The 19,716-nt window shown below is 68.9% G+C and carries 7 protein-coding genes and 1 pseudogene; 2 read left to right on the forward strand and 6 right to left on the reverse strand.

Features of this window, described 5'->3' with window-relative positions:
* Nucleotides 1–2 precede the first annotated feature (2 nt).
* Both ACZYZ9_RS00955 and ACZYZ9_RS00960 read right to left on the reverse strand, forming a co-directional pair.
* A complete protein-coding gene (locus ACZYZ9_RS00955; RefSeq protein WP_463824372.1) occupies nucleotides 3–12,443 on the reverse strand; it encodes a type I polyketide synthase in 12,441 nt (4,146 codons plus the stop codon).
* 355 nt (nucleotides 12,444–12,798) lie between these two features.
* Entirely contained in the window at nucleotides 12,799–13,149 is a 351-nt protein-coding gene (locus tag ACZYZ9_RS00960) for a hypothetical protein (protein ID WP_463824373.1), read from the reverse strand.
* Between the two features lie 169 nt (nucleotides 13,150–13,318).
* Between ACZYZ9_RS00960 and rbpA the strand changes: the two genes are divergently transcribed.
* Nucleotides 13,319–13,654 (forward strand): RNA polymerase-binding protein RbpA, encoded by a 336-nt coding sequence (gene rbpA / locus ACZYZ9_RS00965; protein WP_149655556.1) that lies wholly within the window; start codon nucleotides 13,319–13,321, stop codon nucleotides 13,652–13,654.
* A 16-nt stretch (nucleotides 13,655–13,670) separates the two neighbouring features.
* On the opposite strand, the pseudogene lnt reads toward rbpA, so the two are convergent.
* The 3 genes and pseudogenes from lnt to ACZYZ9_RS00980 form a co-directional block, all read right to left on the reverse strand.
* Nucleotides 13,671–16,174, reverse strand: a pseudogene (lnt, locus tag ACZYZ9_RS00970) (apolipoprotein N-acyltransferase); the annotation flags it as partial.
* A gap of 184 nt (nucleotides 16,175–16,358) precedes the next feature.
* Nucleotides 16,359–17,963 carry an amidohydrolase gene (locus tag ACZYZ9_RS00975; RefSeq protein ID WP_463824374.1) on the reverse strand — a complete coding sequence of 535 codons (1,605 nt, stop codon included), beginning with the start codon at nucleotides 17,961–17,963 and terminating at the stop codon, nucleotides 16,359–16,361.
* Nucleotides 17,964–17,972: 9 nt separating this feature from the next.
* Nucleotides 17,973–18,458 (reverse strand): FxsA family protein, encoded by a 486-nt coding sequence (locus ACZYZ9_RS00980; protein ID WP_463824375.1) that lies wholly within the window; start codon nucleotides 18,456–18,458, stop codon nucleotides 17,973–17,975.
* 73 nt (nucleotides 18,459–18,531) lie between these two features.
* On the opposite strand from ACZYZ9_RS00980, the gene ACZYZ9_RS00985 reads away from it, so the two are divergent.
* Nucleotides 18,532–19,224, forward strand: coding sequence for a dienelactone hydrolase family protein (locus tag ACZYZ9_RS00985; RefSeq protein WP_463824376.1), 693 nt, complete (start codon nucleotides 18,532–18,534; stop codon nucleotides 19,222–19,224).
* A 15-nt stretch (nucleotides 19,225–19,239) separates the two neighbouring features.
* Here ACZYZ9_RS00985 and ACZYZ9_RS00990 read toward each other — a convergent pair whose 3' ends face one another.
* The gene (locus ACZYZ9_RS00990) at nucleotides 19,240–19,629 is read right to left on the reverse strand and encodes a PPOX class F420-dependent oxidoreductase (RefSeq protein ID WP_463824377.1); all 390 of its coding nucleotides are present in this window, start codon (nucleotides 19,627–19,629) and stop codon (nucleotides 19,240–19,242) included.
* Nucleotides 19,630–19,716 lie beyond the last annotated feature (87 nt).

A 19,716-nucleotide genomic window follows, 5' to 3' on the forward strand; every position in this document is an offset into this window, starting at 1 on the left:
CACTATTCGTCGTCGTCCATGAATGCCGCGTTGACCAGGTCGTCGAGGTCCATCTCGGCGATGTCCTTCTGGCCGGATTGAACCGCGCCGTTGCCGGCGCTCGCGGTTTCGTCGGCCAGCGCCAGCAACAGATCCAACACGCCGGCCTGGCGCAGCCGTTTGACGGGGATGGACGCGACGACCCGCTGCAGCTCCTCTTCGCCGGGCGCTGCTGTCGCCCGGTCCTCCTGCCCGTCGGTGCCGAGCAGCTCGCGGTGGAAGTAGCCGGCCAGGGCCGCCGAGTTCGGGTAGTCGAAAATCAGCGTCGGCGAAAGCGGCAGACCGGTGGCAGCTTTGAGTCGGTTGCGCATCTCGACCGCGGTCAGCGAATCGAAGCCCAGTTCCTGGAAGGCCCGGTCCGGGTGGATGGACTCAGGTGTGCCGCTACCGAGCACGGTGGCGATATGTGAACGCACCAGATCCAGCAGTAAGGCATGCTGCTCATCCTCGGCCAGTCCCTCCAGCCGTTGCAGCAGCGCGGATTTCGACTTCGCGGCGGCCAGCGAGTCGTCGACCTGGCGGCGCGCCGGCGCATTGATCAGGTCGACGAACATCGGCGGCAGCGTTCCCGCATCGAACTTGGCCCGTAGCGCCACCAGGTCGATGTGGGCGGGCAGCAGGAACGGCTCGTCGACAATGACTGCGGTGTCGAACAATTCCAGCGCTTCCTGCGACGACATCGCCACGATTCCGTCCCGGGCGAAGCGGGCCAGATCGGCCTGCCCCAACCCCGCAGCCAAACCGCCGGACTGTTCCCACAACCCCCAGCCGAGGGAGACGGCGGGCAGGCCCTGCGCGTGCCGGTGGGCAGCGAGCGCGTCCAGGAACGAATTGCCGGCCGCGTAATTGGCCTGCCCGGATGCGCCCGCCAGGCCGGCGATCGAGGAAAACATCACGAACGCCGACAATTTCAGGTCGCGGGTCAATTCGTGCAGGTTCCAGGCCGCGTCCACCTTGGCCCGCAGCGCCGCGTCCACCCGCTCCGGTGTCAGCGACGTCATCACCGCATCGTCCAATGTTCCCGCCGCATGGATCACCGTCGACAGCGGATGCTGTGCCGGGATGTCGCCGATGACCCGGGCCAGCGCGTCCCGATCGGCGGCGTCGCAGGCCACTACCTGCACGTCGGCGCCGGCGGCGGTCAACTCGGCGGTCAATTCCAGCGCGCCCGGAGCGTCCGGCCCGCGCCGACTCACCAACAGCAGGTGACCTGCGCGGTGGCGGTGCACCAGATGGCGGGCCAGCGCAGCACCCGCCATACCGGTCCCGCCGGTGATCAGGATGGTGCCTTCTGCCAGGGTCGACTGCATGGTCATCACGACCTTGCCGACGTGGCGGGCCTGGCTGAGGTAGCGCAACGCCGCGGGTGCGCGTCGCACGTCGAACGTGGTGGCCGGCAACGGCTTCAGCACGCCCGCTCGGAACAGCGCGGCCAGCTGGGCCAGCAGCTGCTGGATGTGGTCGGGTCCGGCTTCGAACAGGTCGAAGGCGCGGTAGCGCACTCCCGGGTGCTGTTCGGCGACGGTGGCGGCATCGCGGATGTCGGTCTTGCCCATCTCCAGGAAGATCCCGCCCGCCGCGACCAGTCGCAGGGAGGCGTCGACGAATTCACCGGACAGCGAATCCAGCACGACGTCGAATCCCGCGGCCCTGCCATTCGCGGCAGCGACAGCACTGAACTTGCCCTCGAACTCCAGGCTGCGCGAATCGGCGATGTGATCGTCGTCGAAGCCCAACGCGCGCAGGGTGTCCCACTTGCCCCGGCTGGCGGTGGCGAAGACCTCCACGCCCCAGTGCCGGGCCAGCTGCACCGCGGCCATGCCCACGCCGCCCGCGGCGGCGTGCACCAGCAGCCGCTGGCCGGGTTGCACGTCGGCCAGCACTCTGAGTGCGTAGTACGCGGTCGCGAAGACGACCGGGGCGGTGGCCGCCTCGACATCCGACCAACCTGCCGGTATGCCGATCAACAGCCGCTCGTCGGTGGTGGCCACGGTTCCGGTCCCCTCCGGGAACAGTCCGGCGACCCGGTCACCGACAGCGAAACAGCTTGCATCCGAACCTGTTTCGATCACCGTGCCGGAGGCTTCGACGCCCATCGCCGCATCCGGGTCAGGGTAGAGCCCCAGCGCGATCATCACGTCGCGGAAGTTGGCGGCCATTGCGCTGGTGGCGATCCGCACCTGACGCGGCGGCAACGGGTCGCCGACGTCGGGAAGCGGTTCGGCGCGCAGGTTATCGAAGGTGCCCGCGGTGCTCATGGCCAACCGCCACGGCCCGTCGGCAGGTGGTGTCAGCAGCGCGCGCACCGCGCGACTGCCGTGCACCCGCGCGATGTGGGTGACGCCGTCACGCAGCAACACCTGCGGCTCTCCGACCGCCAGGACGGCAGCTGCCTCGTCGTCACCGATGGGTACATCGGTGTCCACCAACACGATCCGGCCCGGGTTCTCGGTCTGGGCCGAACGCACCAGGCCCCAGACGGCGGCACCGGCCAGATCCTCGACATCCGCGCCGGGCGCCGCCACCGCACCGCGGGTGACCACGAGCAGCACCCCCGATTCGTGCTCGGCCAGCCACGATTGGACGGCGCGCAGCGCCGCGTGGGTGGCGCGGTAGACACCGGCGAGGCCGGCACCAACGGCGGGGGTGGATTCGTAGACCTGGTACGGCGGAATGCTCGTCGCCGCGACCGTCGGCGACGGTGACCAGACCACCTCGAAGAGCCGGTCGCCGCCGGCACCCGTCAGCGCCGCCTTGAGCTGTTGCTCGGTCACCGGGCGGGCCACCATCGAGGCCACCGACAACACCGGCAACCCCAGCGCGTCAGTCAGTTCCAGCGACACCGACGACGGCCCGGTGGGTATGATGCGGGCCCGCACCGCTGACGCACCGGCGGCGTGCAGGGATACGCCCTGCCAGGCGAACGGCACCAGGACTCCGTCGCTGCGCTCGAGTGCGGCGTCGTCGCCGGCGATCAGCGCGTGCAGCGCCGCGTCCAGCAGCACCGGGTGCACCCCGAAGCCTGCCGGCGACACCCCGGCCGCGTCCGGCAACGTCACCTCCGCGAACAGGTCCTCACCGCGACGCCACATCGCGGTCAGGCCCTGAAAGCCCGGACCATAGCCGTACCCGCATTCGGCGAGCCGCTCGTAGGTTCCTGCGATGTCCACCGGCTGGGCCCCGGCCGGCGGCCACGCCGTCACATCGGTACCGCCCTGCGCGGGTGTTGAACTGACCGTTCCCTCAGCGTGCAGCAGCCATCCCGATCCCTCCGCGCGGGAGAACACCGATACCGCACGCGAGCCGGTGTCGGTGGCGGCATCGACGACGACCTGCACCGCCACCGAACCTGCCTCCGGCACGAGCAGCGGTGCGGCCAAAGTGAGTTCGTCGACCATCGAGCAGCCGACCTGATCGCCGGCGCGGATGACCAGCTCCACGAAACCGGCGCCGGGGAAGATCACCACGCCACCCACGGCGTGGTCTTTCAACCAGCCGTGCGTGGCCGACGACAGCCGACCGGTGAGCACCACTCCGCCCGACGACGGCAGGTCGACCACGGCGCCGAGCAACGCGTGTTCACCGGCGGTCAACCCAAGACCGGCCGCGTCGACGTTGGCGGTCCCGTTGGACAACCAGAATCGGCGCCGCTCGAAAGCGTACGTCGGCAGTTCGACGAAGTGGGCACGGCCCAGCACGGCCTGCCAGTCCACCTGGGAGCCCGCGACGAAAGCCTGTGCCACCGCAGTGGTCAGCGTCACCGGCTCGGGCCGGTCCTTGCGCAGCGCACAGACGGTGGTGACGGGGACGTCGGGCAGTGACTCCTGGATGGCGGCCGTCAAACCGCCGGTGGGACCGACTTCGAGGAACCTTGTCGCGCCGGACGATTGGGCGAAGCGGACGCTGTCGGCGAAGCGAACCGATTCGCGGACATGCCGTTTCCAGTAGGCAGCGGAGCCGAAGTCGTCTCCGACGAGTTCTCCGGTCAGGTTCGAGATGACCGCGATCTTGGCCGGCCCGACCGGAAGTCCGGCCGCGACCGCACCGAACTCGTCGATCATCGGGTCCATCAGCGGGGAATGGAAGGCGTGCGACACCGCGAGTTGGTGCACGCGGCGGCCCTCGGCGCGGAAGTGTTCGGTGACCGCGGCCACCCCTGCCGCGGCGCCGGAGACGACCACCGAGGCGGGGCCGTTGACGGCGGCGATGCTGACCTCCGGGCTGAGGCGCGGACGGACTTCGTCCTCCGTGGCCTGGATCGCCACCATGGCACCGCCGGCGTCGAGGCGCTGCATGAACCGGCCGCGTGCGGCGACCAGGACCGCGGCGTTCTCCAGTGCCAGCACCTCGGCGACATGGGCGGCCGAGAGCTCACCGACGGAGTGGCCCATCACGAAATCGGCTCGCACACCCCAGGATTCCAGCAGCCGGAACAGTGCGACCTCGACGGCGAACAACGCCGGTTGCGCGAATTCCGTGGTATTCAGCAGGTTTTCGTCAGTGCCCCACATCACCTCGCGCAGCGGGCGCAGCAGGTGGCGATCCAGCTCGGTGACGACGGTGTCGAACGCCGCGGCGAACACCGGGTAGGTGGCGTGCAATTCCCGGCCCATGCCCAGGATCTGGGCGCCTTGGCCGGGGAAGACGAAGACGGTCTTGCCGCCGGGTTGGGCCACACCCTGGATGGCAGTGCCGGCCGGGTCGCCGTGCGCTACCTCGGCGAGCCCGTTCAGCAGCGTTGCGCGGTCGGCGCCGACCACCACCGCCCGGTGCTTGAAGGACGACCGTCCCGCCAGGCTCCAGCCGATGTCGGCGACATCCAGCTCGGCGTGGGCGGTGACGTAATCGGCCACGCGAGCGGCCTGCGCCTGCAGCGCTAGGGCCGACTTCGCCGACACCACCCATGGCACCACCGCCGGTTTGGGCCCGTCCGCGTCGACCACTTCCACAGCCGGCGCGGACTCGATGATCACGTGCGCGTTGGTGCCACTGATCCCGAACGAGGACACACCTGCACGCCGCACCCGGCCCGATGCCGGTTCGGCCGGCCACGGCCGCGCCTGGGTCACCAGTTCGACCGAACCCGCCGTCCAGTCCACGTGCGGGCTCGGCTCATCGACATGCAACGTCGCCGGCAGCACCTCATGACGCAACGCCTGCACCATCTTGATCACACCGGCCACCCCGGCAGCAGCCTGCGTATGACCCATATTCGACTTGACCGAACCCAGCCACAGCGGTCGACCCGCCCGACCCTGACCGTAAGTCGCCAGCAACGCCTGCGCCTCGATCGGATCACCCAACGTGGTACCGGTACCGTGACCCTCCACCACATCCACATCAGCAGCCGACAACCCCGCATTGGCCAACGCCGCACGCACCACCCGCTGCTGCGACGGACCATTCGGCGCCGTCAAACCATTCGACGCACCATCCTGATTGACCGCCGAACCCCGCACCACCGCCAACACCGGATGCCCCAACCGCCGCGCATCCGAAAGCCGCTCCACCACCAGCATGCCGCCGCCCTCGGAGAAACCCGTGCCATCGGCGGCCCCGGCGAACGCCTTGCACCGGCCGTCGGCGGACAACCCGCGCATCCGGCTGAACTCGACGAAGATGTCCGGTGTGGCGTTCACCGTGACCCCGCCGGCCAGGGCCAGATCGCACTCCCCCGACCGCAACGACTGCACCGCCATGTGCAACGCCACCAACGACGACGAACACGCCGTATCCACCGACACCGCCGGACCTTCCAGACCCAGCACATACGACACCCGCCCCGAGGCGACACTGGAAGACTGGCCGGTCAGCCGGAAACCCTCGGCGGTCTGCGTCGCGCCGATCCCGTAGCCCTGGGTGTATACCCCGGCGAACACGCCCGTAGCGCTGCCCCGCAATTTCGCCGGATCAATCCCGGTGCGCTCCAACGCTTCCCACGACAGCTCCAGGAACAGCCGCTGTTGGGGGTCCATCGCCAGCGCCTCGCTGGGCCCGATGCCGAAGAAGACCGGATCGAAGTCGGCGACACCGTCCACGAAACCACCGGTGCGGGTGTAACAGGTGCCCGCGACGTCGGGGTCCGGGTTGTACAGACCGGCCAGATCCCAGCCGCGGTCGGTCGGGAAGTCGGTGAGCACGTCGCGGCCCTGGATCAGCATGTCCCACAGCTCTTCTGGCGAAGCCACTCCACCCGGGTAGCGGCAGGACATGCCCACGATCGCGATCTGATCCTCCCCCGTCGCACGCACCGCGGGCACGTGTTTGACTTCCTGGGGCATACCGGCGAGTTCGGTGCGGATATAGGTGGCCAAGCCGTTGGGCGTGGGGTAGTCGAAGATCAGGGTGGGCGACAGCGAGAGCCCGGTGGCGGTTTTCAGCCGGTTGCGCATTTCCACCGCGGTCAGTGAGTCGAAACCCAACTCCTGGAACGCCTTGTCGGGGTCGACGGCCTCGGCGGTCACATTTCCCAGCACGGTGGCGATGTGCGATCGCACCAGGTCCAGCAGCAGGGCATGCTGTTCAGACTCGGGCAGGCTTTGCAACCGTTGCGCGAGTGCGGATTTCGACCTGGCGGCGGCCAGTGAGTCGTCGACCTGACGGCGGGACGATGCATGCACCAGATCGCGGAACATGGGTGGGACCGCGGTCGCGTGTGCCCGCAGTGCGGACAGATCCAGCCGGGCGGGCGCCAGGAATGGCTCGTCGACGATCAGCGCGGTGTCGAACAGCTCCAGCGCCTCCTCGGAGGACAGCGCCAGCACGCCTTCGCGGCCCAGGCGCGCCCGGTCGGCAGCGTCCAGCCCGCCGGTCATGGCGCTGGCCTGCTCCCACAACCCCCACCCCAGCGACATGGCGGGCAGTCCGTGCGCGCGGCGGTGGGCGGCCAACGCGTCCAGGAAGCAGTTGGCCGCCGAATAGTTGGCCTGCCCCGACGAGCCCACCAGGCCCGCCATCGACGAAAACATCACGAACGCCCCCACATTGAGGTCGCGCGTCAGCTCGTGCAGGTTCCAGGCAGCGTCGATCTTGGCACGCAGCACCGGATCGATCCGCTCGGGTGTCAGGGAGGTGACGACGGCGTCGTCGAGCACGCCGGTCGCGTGGATCACCGCGGACAGCGGCCGTTGCACCGGAATGTCGGCGATCACCTTGGCCAGCGCCGGCCGGTCGGCAGCATCGCAGGCCACCACCTGCACCTGGGCACCCGCAGCCTCCAGTTCGGCTGTGAGTTCCGCGGCGCCCGGTGCATCCGGGCCGCGCCGGCTGAGCAGCACCAGATGGCGCACCCCGTGCCGGGTCACGACGTGGCGCGCCAGGGCCGAACCGGCCATCCCGGTGCCGCCGGTGATCAGCACGGTGCCCTGCGCCCACACATCGGGCAGCATCATGACGACCTTGCCGATGTGGCGCGCCTGGCTCAGATAACGCAGTGCCGCCGGGGCACGGCGCACGTCGAACGTCGTCACCGGCAGTGGCCGCAGCACGCCGGCGTCGAAGAGTTCGGCGAGTTCGAGCATGTACTGGTGCATACGAGGACGGCCGGGCTCGAATAGGTCGAAGGCCCGGTAGCGCACACCCGGATACTGCTGTGCGATCGCACCCGGGTCGCGGATGTCGGTCTTGCCCATCTCCAGGAAGATACCGCCGGGGGCCACCAATCGCAGGGACGCGTCGACGAATTCGCCGGCCAGCGAGTCCAGCACGATGTCGAATCCGGCCGCACCGGTGATGCTGCGGAACTTCTCCTCGAACTCCAGGCTGCGCGAATCGCCAATGTGATCATCGTCAAAACCCATGGCCCGCAGCGTGTCCCACTTGCCCTTGCTGGCGGTGCCGAACACCTCCAGGCCCAGGTGCCGAGCCAGCTGGGTGGCAGCCATGCCCACCCCACCGGCGGCGGCATGGATCAGGACCCGCTGCCCGGGCTTGGCAGCGGCGAGGTCCACGAACGCGAACCACGCGGTGGTGAAGACGGCGGAGATGGCGGCCGCTTCGGCGTATGTCCAATCCGAAGGCATCGGCAGCAGGAGTCGGACGTCGCCGGGAACCAGGGTGCCACTGGTGTCGGGGAAGAATCCGTACACCGAGTCGCCGACCGCGAAATCGGTGACGCCGGGCCCGATTTCGACGACGACGCCCGCGCCCTCGCCACCGAGCAGCGCTTCATGGGTGAACATGCCCAACGTGATCATGATGTCGCGGAAGTTGGCCGCGATGGCGCGCAGGGCGACCCGGACGTGACCGGGCTGCAACGGCGCGTCGGCGTTCGGCACCGGTTCCAGACGCAGGTTCTCGAAGGTGCCGGCACTGCTGAGTCCCAGCCGCCACGGGCCGTCGTTGGGCGGTTCCAAGATGCCGTCGACGGCACGACTGGCGCGCACCCGCGGCGTGTAGGCCTGCGCCTCGCGCAGCACCACCTGGGGCTCACCGACCGTCAATGCCGTGACTATCGTCGAATCGTCAAGCGGCGCATCGGAATCAACCAAGACCAGCCGCCCGGGGTTCTCCGTCTGCGCAGAGCGCACCAGACCCCACACCGCCGCGCCCGCCAGGTCGGTGATGTCTTCTCCCGGCAACGCCACAGCGCGTCGGGTCGCGACCACCAGCGTTCCGGATTCTTGGTCGGTCAGCCAAGCCTGGACCGCAGCCAACGCGCGATGGGTGCGTTCGTAGCTTGCAGTCACCGGGTCGTCTTCTGCGCCAACGGATTCGGCAATGGATTCAAAGATCTCGAAGGTCGGCACCTCGGCACCCACAGAGGCGGCCGGCGCCCAGACCATTTCGAACAGCCGGTCCGGTCCGGCCCCGGCGACCGCCGCCCGCAGCCGCTGCTCGGTGATCGGACGGGCCGCCATGGCCGCGACCGACAACACCGGTAGACCCAACCCGTCAGCCAGCTCGACCGACACCGCCGATGGCCCGACCGGCGCGATCCGGGCCCGCACCGCAGAAGCACCCGCGGCGTGCAACGACACGCCCTGCCAGGAGAACGGCAGCAGGACCTCGGCGGCCGGGTTGGCCAGCACCGCCGCGTGCAGGGCGGCGTCCAGCAACGCCGGATGCACCCCGAAACCCGTTGAACCACCCGCCGTTTCCGGCAGACTCACCTCGGCGAACAACTCCTCGCCCCGGGCCCACAACGCGGTCAACCCGCGAAACGCCGGACCGTAGCCGTAACCGTGCTCGGCCAGCCGCTCGTAGCCGTCTGCGACGTCGATCGGGACGGCACCCGCCGGCGGCCACACCGACAGATCGGCCCCCGGCTCGGCGTCGCCGGCGCTCAGCGTTCCCTCGGCGTGGCACACCCAGGCACCGTCGACGTCGCCGTGGGAGTAGATCGAGACGCTGCGCCGCCCGCCTTCTTCGGCGGCGGCACCCACAACCACCTGCACCGCAATGGGATTGGCGGCGGGGATCACCAACGGCGATCGCAGGGTCAGCTCGTCGACCACCGAACAGCCGACTTCGTCGCCGGCGCGGATCGCCAACTCCACAAATCCGGTCCCGGGAAACACCACCATCCCGGACACGGCGTGATCGGCGAGCCAACTCTGGGAGGTCAGCGACAGGCGACCTGTCAGGACCACCCCACCCGAGGCCGGCAACTCGACCACCGCGCGCATCAGCGGGTGTTCGCTGGCGACCAGTCCCAAACCGGAAGCGTCGGCGTCAAAGGCCTCGCTGGACAGCCAGAACCGCCGCCTGTCAAAGGCATACGTCGGCAACTCCACGAAACCGGCACCGTCCAGCGCGCCGCGCCAGTCCACCGCCACCCCCGCGACGTAGGCGGACGCCGCCGAGGACAGGAACCGCCGCAACCCACCGTCTTCGCGCCCCAAGGTGGGCACCACGGTCGGCTCCGCGTCGCCGGCCAGACAGTCGTCGAGGGTGCCTTCGATGCCGGCGATCAGCGCCGGGTGCGGGCTGGACTCGATGAACACCCGGAACCCGTGTTCGGATGCGCTGCGTACCGCTTGGTCCAGCTGGACGGGTTGGCGAATGTTGCGGTACCAGTAGTCGGCATCCAACTCGGCTGTGTCCAGCCGGTTTCCGGTGACGGTGGAGAAGAACGTGGTGCGCGACGAGGCAGGCTCGATCCCGGCCAGCGCGGTGGTGAGTTCCTCGCGGATCGCCTCGACCTCGGCCGAATGCGACGCGTAGTCGACGTCGATGCGTCGCACCCGCAGCTCGCGATCCGTGCAGAGCGCAATCAGGTCCTCGAGCGCGGCGGCGTCCCCGGACACCACCACGGCCGCCGGCCCGTTGACCGCCGCGACGTCGACTCGATCACCGAACGGCGCCAACAACTCCCGCACCTGATCCAGGTCGCACGCGATGGACACCATGCCGCTGGGACCGGTCAGACCGGTGAGCAGCTTGCTGCGCAGCGTGACCACCCGGGCGGCGTCCCGTAATGACAATGCGCCCGCAACGCAGGCCGCGGCGATCTCGCCCTGCGAGTGACCGATCACGGCGTCGGGCCGGACGCCGAGCGATTTCCACAGCTCGGCCAATGACACCATCACCGCGAACAGCACCGGCTGCACGACGTCGACCCGGTCCAGTCCGGGCGCACCGGGTGCGCCCCGCAGGACGTCGATCAACGACCAGTCCACGAATTCGGCGAAAACCTCGGCGCATGCTTCGATCTGGCGGGCGAAAGCTGGTGCCGTATCGAGTAAGTCGACACCCATCCCCACCCACTGGGAGCCTTGGCCGGGGAAGACGAAAACGGTCTTGCCGGCGGGTCGGGCCACACCCTGGGTGACGGTGCCGGCCAGGTCCCCCTGCACCACTTCCGCCAGCCCGCTCAGCAGCCCAGCGCGGTCATCGGCGACCACCACCGCCCGGTGCTCGAAGGACGTCCGTCCCGCCAGCGTCCAGCCGATGTCGGCGACATCCAGTTCGGAGTGGGCGGTTACGTGCTCGGCCAGCCGGGCGGCCTGCGCCCGCAGGGCCGCCGCCGATTTGGCCGACAGTGCCCACGGCACCGCGGATCGCACCGGATCGGGCTCCCGGGGTGGGGCCGGCGGTACCGATTCGACGATGACGTGCGCGTTGGTGCCACTGATCCCGAACGACGAGACCGCCGCACGGCGGGCCTGCTCACGCTCCGGCCACGGCTGCGGCTCGCTGAGCAGCGCGACCGATCCCGCCGTCCAGTCCACGTGCGGGCTCGGCTCATCGACATGCAACGTCGCCGGCAGCACCTCATGACGCAACGCCTGCACCATCTTGATCACACCGGCCACCCCGGCAGCAGCCTGCGTATGACCCATATTCGACTTGACCGAACCCAGCCACAGCGGCTGACCGGACCGACCCTGACCGTAAGTCGCCAGCAACGCCTGCGCCTCGATCGGATCACCCAACGTGGTACCGGTACCGTGACCCTCCACCACATCCACATCAGCAGTCGACAACCCCGCATTGGCCAACGCCGCACGCACCACCCGCTGCTGCGACGGACCATTCGGCGCCGTCAAACCATTCGACGCACCATCCTGATTGACCGCCGAACCCCGCACCACCGCCAACACCGGATGCCCCAACCGCCGCGCATCCGAAAGCCGCTCCACCACGAGCATGGCGCCGCCCTCGGACCATCCGACCCCGTCAGCCGCGCCCGCGTAGGCCTTGCAGCGTCCGTCCGGAGCCAGGCCGCGGTGTCGGCTGAACTCCACGAACACGGTCGGGGTGGCGTTGACGGTCGCGCCGCCGGCCAGGGCCAGATCGCACTCCCCCGACCGCAACGACTGCACCGCCATGTGCAACGCCACCAACGACGACGAACACGCCGTATCCACCGACACCGCCGGACCTTCCAGACCCAGCACATACGACACCCGCCCCGAGGCGACACTGGATGTCATGCCGGTCAGTCGGTAGCCCTCGATCTCCTCGGCAAACATGCCGTAACCCTGTGCGATGATCCCGGCAAACACTCCGGTCGCGGTTCCGCGTAGTCCGCTCGGATCCATGCCGGCTCGTTCGAGAGCCTCCCAGGACAGCTCTAGCAGCATCCGGTGCTGGGGATCCATCGCGAGCGCCTCGCTGGGTGCGATTCCGAAGAAGGCGGGATCGAAGTCGGCGACGCCTTCGACGAAGCCGCCGGTGTTCGCGTAGGTCTTGTGGGCCGCGTCGGGGTCAGGGTCGAACAGCGCGCCGACGTCCCACCCGCGGTCGGTGGGAAATTCGGAGATCACGTCGCGGCCATCGGCCACCATCTGCCACAGCTTCTCCGGGGAATCCACGCCGCCGGGGAATCGGCAGGACATTCCGATGATGGCGATCGGCTCGCTCGACCGCTCCAGCAGCGTGCGGTTGGTGCGCTTCAGGCGTTCAACCTGCACCAGCGCCTTTCGCAACGCTTCGGTTGCATGCTGGAGTTGATCAACCATTACCTGAACCCCTCGCCTAATTTGGTCGTCGTTGACCGTCGGTTGCGGCTGCTGCCGAGTCATCGAGGTGGCTGCACGAAGCGGCGACTTCGGGCTGACCTCCGACCAAGAATGTCGCTGGTGAGTATCGCCAACTCCAGCAGTATCTCAAAAACGTCGGGCACTCCCGACTTCACCGATAAGCACTCGGGCGCCCGTGCCGCACATCGACCGACAGGCTTGCACTCCCTTGTGCACCCGGCCCGCGGCCCATGGCGCGAACTGTACCGCCAATAGTTGTGCGGGCGTCGTTGTCAGGGCACCGCCGTCCCGCGGCCCCGCTCAGCACCACCGCAAGACCGTCGGTGAAGCGAAGCTAGACGCCGACGCGCCGCCATCCGTCGGCCGCTCTGGCAGCCTGCAACAGCTGGTCGCAGAGTTCGCGCAACTCAGCGCCGGCGGCGCCTTCATCCAGGGCAGTCGCGACGTCCTCGGCCGCGCACCGCACCTGATAGACGCGATCCGAAAGGTCCATGGCCTCCTCGGCCGACAACACCACCGCATCGGCAGGAAGAGCCGCGGCGTCGCCACGAGTGATCATGGTCCGCTGCTCGTAGGCGCGCTGCCGGCACGACTGCCGGCAGTACTGGCGACGGCGTCCCATTCCGACCTCTGTCACGTCACGACCACACCACCGACAGGGCTGGGGTCGGGTGCGGCGACTCACGCCTGCCGACTTTAGTCCGGTCCGCCCGTCGATCCCGGTATCATGGGGTGCCGAGTCGCGCGATATGCCGCGGCTGACAGCCGGGAACTACGTGAACGGTCTTAACGTTTGCTTAGAGAGAATCTCATTACGGGAGCGTCACAAGCGCACCGGACCCAAAGGAGCAGCAATGGCTGATCGTGTCCTGCGAGGCAGTCGCCTCGGCGCCGTGAGCTACGAGACGGACCGCAACCATGACCTCGCCCCCCGACAGATTGCGCGGTACCGCACCGACAACGGCGAAGAGTTCGAAGTGCCGTTCGCCGACGATGCCGAGATCCCCGGCACCTGGCTGTGCCGCAACGGCATGGAGGGCACCCTCATCGAGGGCGACCTGCCGGAGCCGAAGAAGGTCAAGCCGCCTCGTACGCACTGGGACATGCTCTTGGAGCGGCGTTCGGTCGAAGAGCTCGAAGAACTGCTCAAAGAACGCCTCGAGCTGATCCGCTCGCGCCGGCGCGGCTGACCCGTCAGGCGCGGCTGCGGGCGCGGCTGGTCTTGCGGCCCTCTCGGCGACCCTGCACGCCCCACCGCGTGACCTTGAACAGCGCCTCGCGAATGTTGGATCCGCTCATTTTCGACACGCCGATCTCGCGTTCGGTGAACGTGATCGGCACCTCGGCCACATCGAAACCCGCGTTGACGGTGCGCCAGGTCATCTCGATCTGAAAGCAATAGCCCTTGGAGTCGACGGTGTCCAGATCGATCGTCTCGAGAACCTCGCGACGGTAGGCGCGGTACCCGGCAGTGATGTCGTGCACACCGACGCCCAGGGCCAGCCGCGAATAGGTATTCGCCGTCTTGGACAACGCCAGACGGCGCCACGGCCAGTTCCGCACAGTGCCGCCATGCACGTAGCGCGAACCGATCGCGAGGTCCGCGCCGGCGTCGACCGCCTCCAGCAGGCGGTGCAATTGCTCGGGCGCGTGACTGCCGTCGGCGTCCATCTCGACCAGGACCGCGTAGTCCCGGCTCAGTCCCCAGCCGAAGCCTTCCAGGTATGCGGCGCCCAAGCCGTTCTTGGCGGTGCGATGCAGGACGTGGGTGCGGCCGGCGTCTGCGGCGGACAGCTCGTCGGCAAGCCGGCCGGTGCCGTCCGGACTGTTGTCGTCGACGACCAGGATGTGTACGTCAGGGCACGCGTCCTTGACCCGCCGATGGATCAGCGGCAGGTTCTCCAGTTCGTTGTAGGTGGGGATGATCACCAGGACACGCTGGCTGGGACTGTCGCCCGGTACCGCAGGGACAGGTTGGCCGGTGGTCATGTAGCTCCTTCATTTCGCCCGATAGGGGTGCGCCCGCTGTCTTCATCGTCGGAGGACGCGGCGTCGTTCGCAATCTCAACGTGTGCCGAAGGTGATTCGTTCTCAGCTTCCGAGTCGTCCCGTTCAGCCGAGGGCGTAGCGGGATCCGCAACGTCATCGACTGATCCGGAGCGCCGACGCGTCGGCCGCGGAAACGAACCCGGGAGACGGCTCGCGAACCGACCATTCTGCCGTATCGCGGCGAGAATGAGCACTACGGCCGCTCCGACCAGCGTCCACTGCACGATCGGTGCCCAGCGGGTCGCCGGGGTCAGCCTCGTCTTGAGACGTACCGCAGTATCCAGGTAGGCGGGCACGAAGAAGTCGGTGCGCAGCAACTCCCCGCCGTCGGGTGCGATCACCGCGCTGATTCCGGTGGTGCCCGCGACCAGCACGTAGCGGTCGTGTTCGACGGCGCGGACCTTGGCGAAGGCCAGCTGTTGTTCACTCATGGTCTTGGTGAAGGTGGCGTTGTTGCTGGGCACCGTCAGCAGCTGTGCGCCGTTGCGCACGGCGTTGCGCGGTGCCCGATCGAAGACCACCTCCCAGCAGGTGGCGACGCCGACCGGAACTCCGGCCAGGCGGACCACGCCGGTGCCGGAGACCGGGACGAAATGCCCGGCTTGGTCGGCATATCCGGACAGGTGCCGGAACAGCCACGCCATCGGCAGGTACTCGCCGAACGGCTGCACGATCGCCTTGTCGTGGCGCTCTGCCGGTCCGGTGCCTGGATTCCACACGATCATCGTGTTGGTGTAGGCCGGGGTATCCCGCATCCGACCGGGCACCTCCATCACCGTGCCGATCAGGATCGGCGCCCCGATAGCGTCGGCGGCCCGGGAGATACCTTGGGCGGCATCCGGGTTGACCAGCGGGTCGATGTCTGAGGAGTCCTCGGGCCAGATGACGAACTGAGGTTGCGGCGCGGTTCCCAGACGCACGTCCTCGGCCAGTTGCAGCGTTTCGCTGACGTGGTTGTCCAGCACCGCCCGGCGTTGCGCGTTGAAACCCAGACCCAGCCGGGGCACGTTGCCCTGCACGACGGCGACCGTGACGCTGGGCTCCCCGCCCGACCCGACGCCCGCTTTGCGCACCTGCGGCCAGACGAGGATGGCGGCCAACAACACCACGCAGATGGCGACGCCGGGCAACAGCACTGCCGGCGGCGTGGTCCCGTCAGTGGCCCGCACCCCGGCTCGCAACCAGCGCACGATCTCGAGCACCATCGCGGTCAAGCTGGCACCTAAGAGCACCACCGAGGTCGACAACAACGCGACGCCGCCCCACTGGACCAGCGGCAACAGCGGACCGCCGGTCTGACCGAACGCCACCGCGCCCCACGGAAACCCGCCGAACGGAAAGCTGCATTTCAGCCACTCCACCGCGCCCCACACCACCGCGAACCACACCGGCCAACCCGGGAGCCGTCGCACCACGACCGCGCACAGTCCGAACAGGCCGGGATACAGCGCGCATACCGCCGCCAGCACCAACCAGGGCATCGGCCCGACAAGCGTGCTGATCCAGGGCAGCAACGGCACGTAGAACGCCAGCCCGAACAGGAAGCCGTAGCCGAAACCGCCGGCGGGAGTGGTACCGGGCCGGGTCAGCACCCACACCAGCAGCGCGACGGCGGCGACCGCGGCCCACCACCAGCCCAGCGGCGGGAAACTGGCGTACATCAGGCTGCCGGCGATCAATGCAGCGACCAACCGGGCCAACCGGGGCCGCAGTGCGCTGCGCAGCCGGGACAGCACCGGGGTCCGACCCGGCGCGGAATCAGCTGGCAAACTATCGGCAGCGTCTGCCGGCAAATCAGCGGACGTGTGCTCTGGGGCCGCCGCCGGGGCCTCTTCGGGTGGCTGCTCAGCCATAGATAACCGCACCTCGATGCACGGTTTGCCGACACCGCGGCAGCGCGTCCGTCACATCGAGCCGCGGCAGCGCCGGGACCCGCGAGCGGGGGTCGGTGGACCAGCGCTGGACGCTGTCGCGGGGTGCGCTGACGTCCAGAATCCCGGCCTCCCACACCGCGTACGACGCCGGCGCACCCGGCACCAGGGTGCCGCTCACCCCGTCGCGCACACCAGCCGCCCGCCAGCCGCCGCGGGTCGCGGCAGCGAATGCCGCGCGCGCCGACAACTCGCTGCCCGGTGTCCGGTGATGCATCGCGGCGCGCACGCCGGCCCACGGCTCGAAGGCGGTGACAGGCGTGTCAGAACCGAGGGCGAGGGGCACGCCTTGGGATGCTAACAGCGCCAGCGGGTTGAGCCGGCCACCTCGATTCGCACCGAGTCGCCGCGCGTACATGCCGTCGCTACCGCCCCACAGCGCGTCGAAATTGGGCTGGACGCTGGCTATGACTCCCCACGATCCGAGCTTGCCGGCCTGCTCGGCGGTGACCATTTCAAGGTGCTCGAGCCGGTGCCCGCAGCGGGCGACGGCAGCCACTCCCATGTCGTCGACGACCCGTTCCAGGGCGTCGACCACCGCCGACACCGCGGCATCGCCGATCACGTGGAACCCGGCGGTGATCTCGGCCTCGCTGCAGGCCCGCAGATGCGCTTCCAGGGCGGCGGGCTCGAGGTGGCGGGTGCCGGTGCAACCGGGCGCATCAGCGTATGGCTCGTGCAGCCACGCGGTGCGCGACCCCAGCGCACCGTCGACGAACAGATCTCCGGCCAGGCCGCGAGCCCCGGTCTCGGCCAGCAGCGCGCGGGCCTGCTGTGCGCTGGTCACTGCCTCGCCCCAGTAACCGACCACCTCGACACCCGGGCGCAGCGCCGCCAGCTGCAACCAGTCGTCGAGCCCGCCGATCTGTGGACCGGCGCATTCGTGCACCGCGACGATGCCCGCCGCGGCCAGTGCCGCCAACGCGGCCTCACGCGCTTCGGCCAGCTGACCGTCGGTGAGCAGGTCACGGGCCGTCGCTCGGGCCGCGTGATGCGCATCGCCGGTCAGGGGCTGCTGGGCGGAGAAACCGGGGGCCGCGGCCAGGTCCGGCAGCAGCCGTCGCAGACCAGCGGACGCCAGCGCCGAGTGCACGTCGACCCGGGCCAGGTAGGCAGGTCGATCACCAAGCACCGCATCCAGGTCGGCGGTGCTGGGCGGGGTGTTCTCCGGCCACGCCGACTCATCCCACCCGTGTCCCCACACCGGGCGCCCGGGGTGGGCAGCCGCGTAGGCGGCCACCAGCTGTAGACATTGCGCCTTCGATCCGGCCGCGCGCAGGTCCAGCCCGCTCAGGGACAGCCCGGTCGCGCTGAGATGGATGTGGCTGTCGACGAATCCGGGAGCCACGAACGCGCCGTCAAGATCCTGCACCTCGGCGTCCGGGAATTGGTTGCGACCGACGTCGTCGCTGCCCAGCCATGCGATGACGCCGTCGCGCACCGCCAGGGCGGTGGCATCCGGGTGGGTCGGGCTGTGCACCCGGCCATTGAGCAGCAACCGGGTCGGGATCTGCCTCACACGGCAAAGCTACGGGTGCCGGGCGGTCCGCCGGTAGGCGACAGGCAGAGCGGGCGGCTCGGCGTCGATGACGTCGATCACCTCGCCGTCGATGTAATCGCAACTCCGGGTAACAGTGGTGATCAGCGGAGTCCGCCGGTCGAACAGCCGCCCGGCGATTGACGCCAGCGCGGGGCGGGCGGCCGCCCGGATGGGCGGGGTGAGCAGCAGCAGGCCCAGCGCGGTACTGGCCAGGCCGGGAACGACGACCAGGGCGGTGGCCAGAGTGGTCAGCGCGCCATCGGTCAGCGCGCGACGCGGCTCTTGGGTCCCGGTCCGCAGCTGCCTGAACTGGCGGCTGAGCTGCACCCCACCCATCGGCGCCCACAGCACCAAACCCAGGACGAACGTGGCTGTCAACGCCACCGCTGTCCAACCGACACCGATTGCTGCCGCCAGCCCGACAGTCACCACGAGCTCGACGACGGCATATCCGAGAAGCAGCCGTCCAATCACGTGAAGCTCAACGTCTACGGGTGTGGTGTGAGTTCCGCGCACGGTCGCGCCGGGGCTGCAGTTAGATGACGCTATGACGACGATTGAACTCGACACCCCGGCCGGACCGATCGATGCACTACTGAATGTCCCCGCCGGTGACGGGCCGTGGCCGGGTGTGGTCGTGGTGCACGACGCGATCGGTTACGCACCCGACAACGAGGCGGTGTCGCAGCGAATCGCCCGCGCGGGCTATCTGGCGATCACACCCAACCTGTACGCGCGCGGTGGCCGCGCGCGCTGCATCACCAGAGTGATGCGCGAAGTGCTGACCAAGCGGGGCCGTTCCATCGACGACGTGCTTGCCGCCCGCGAACATCTGCTGGCCATGCCCGAGTGCTCCGGACAGGTCGGCATCGCCGGTTTCTGCATGGGTGGGCAGTTCGCACTTGTGCTGTCGCCCAGAGGTTTTGGTGCTTCGGCACCGTTCTACGGCACCCCGTTGCCACGCAACCTCAGCGAGACCCTGGACGGTGCCTGCCCCATCGTGGCCAGCTTCGGCAGCCGGGACCCGCTGGGCATCGGCGCACCTAAGCGGCTGCGCAAGGTGACCGATGCCAAACAGATCACCGCCGACATCAAGTCCTACCCCGGTGCCGGGCACAGCTTCGCCAACCAGCTACCCGGGCAACCGCTGCTGCGCATCACCGGATTCGGGTACGACGAAGCGGTGGCCGAAGACGCCTGGAAGCGGGTCTTCGCGTTCTTCGGTGAACACCTGAGCTGATGGCGCGGGCGCGGCTCAGCTGTCTGCGGCGACCCTGAGTTCGAGGCCAATGTTGTTCGCCATGCCACCGCGCAGCTTGCTGAACACGTTGAAGACCTTGCCGACGATGCCGTACCGCTTGCCGATCGCGTCGTAGACGGCCCCGGTCTGCGATTTGTCGAGCAGCGCTGCCGTGCCCTCGACCGCCTCGCTCTTCGGATTGCCACGCATGTCGCAGATGGCCAGCGTGACCCGCGGCGTGTTGCGAATCCGCTTGACCTTCCACGACTTTTCCTGGGTGACGACCAGCAACCGGTCGCCCTGGGCCGCCGCCCAGATCGGAGTGGGCTTGGGTCGGCCGTCCTTGGTGAACGTGGTGAGCAGGAGGTATTGCGCTTTGGCCAGGTCGGCGAACGAGGGCGTCACGGTGCCAACCTACTCGCCGAGCAGACGCAGACTCGCACGCGCAGGCCCGTTGTGGTGCGAGTTTGCGTCTGCTCGCGGAGCGGAGTT

This window comes from Mycobacterium sp. IDUB_28 (assembly GCF_055419285.1).

Excerpts from the sequence above, each read along its gene's own strand:
- ACZYZ9_RS00955 (WP_463824372.1), bottom strand. The coding sequence starts at position 12,443 with ATGGTTGATCAACTCCAGCATGCAACCGAAGCGTTGCGAAAGGCGCTG.
- rbpA (WP_149655556.1), top strand. The coding sequence starts at position 13,319 with ATGGCTGATCGTGTCCTGCGAGGCAGTCGCCTCGGCGCCGTGAGCTAC.
- ACZYZ9_RS00985 (WP_463824376.1), top strand. The coding sequence starts at position 18,532 with ATGACGACGATTGAACTCGACACCCCGGCCGGACCGATCGATGCACTA.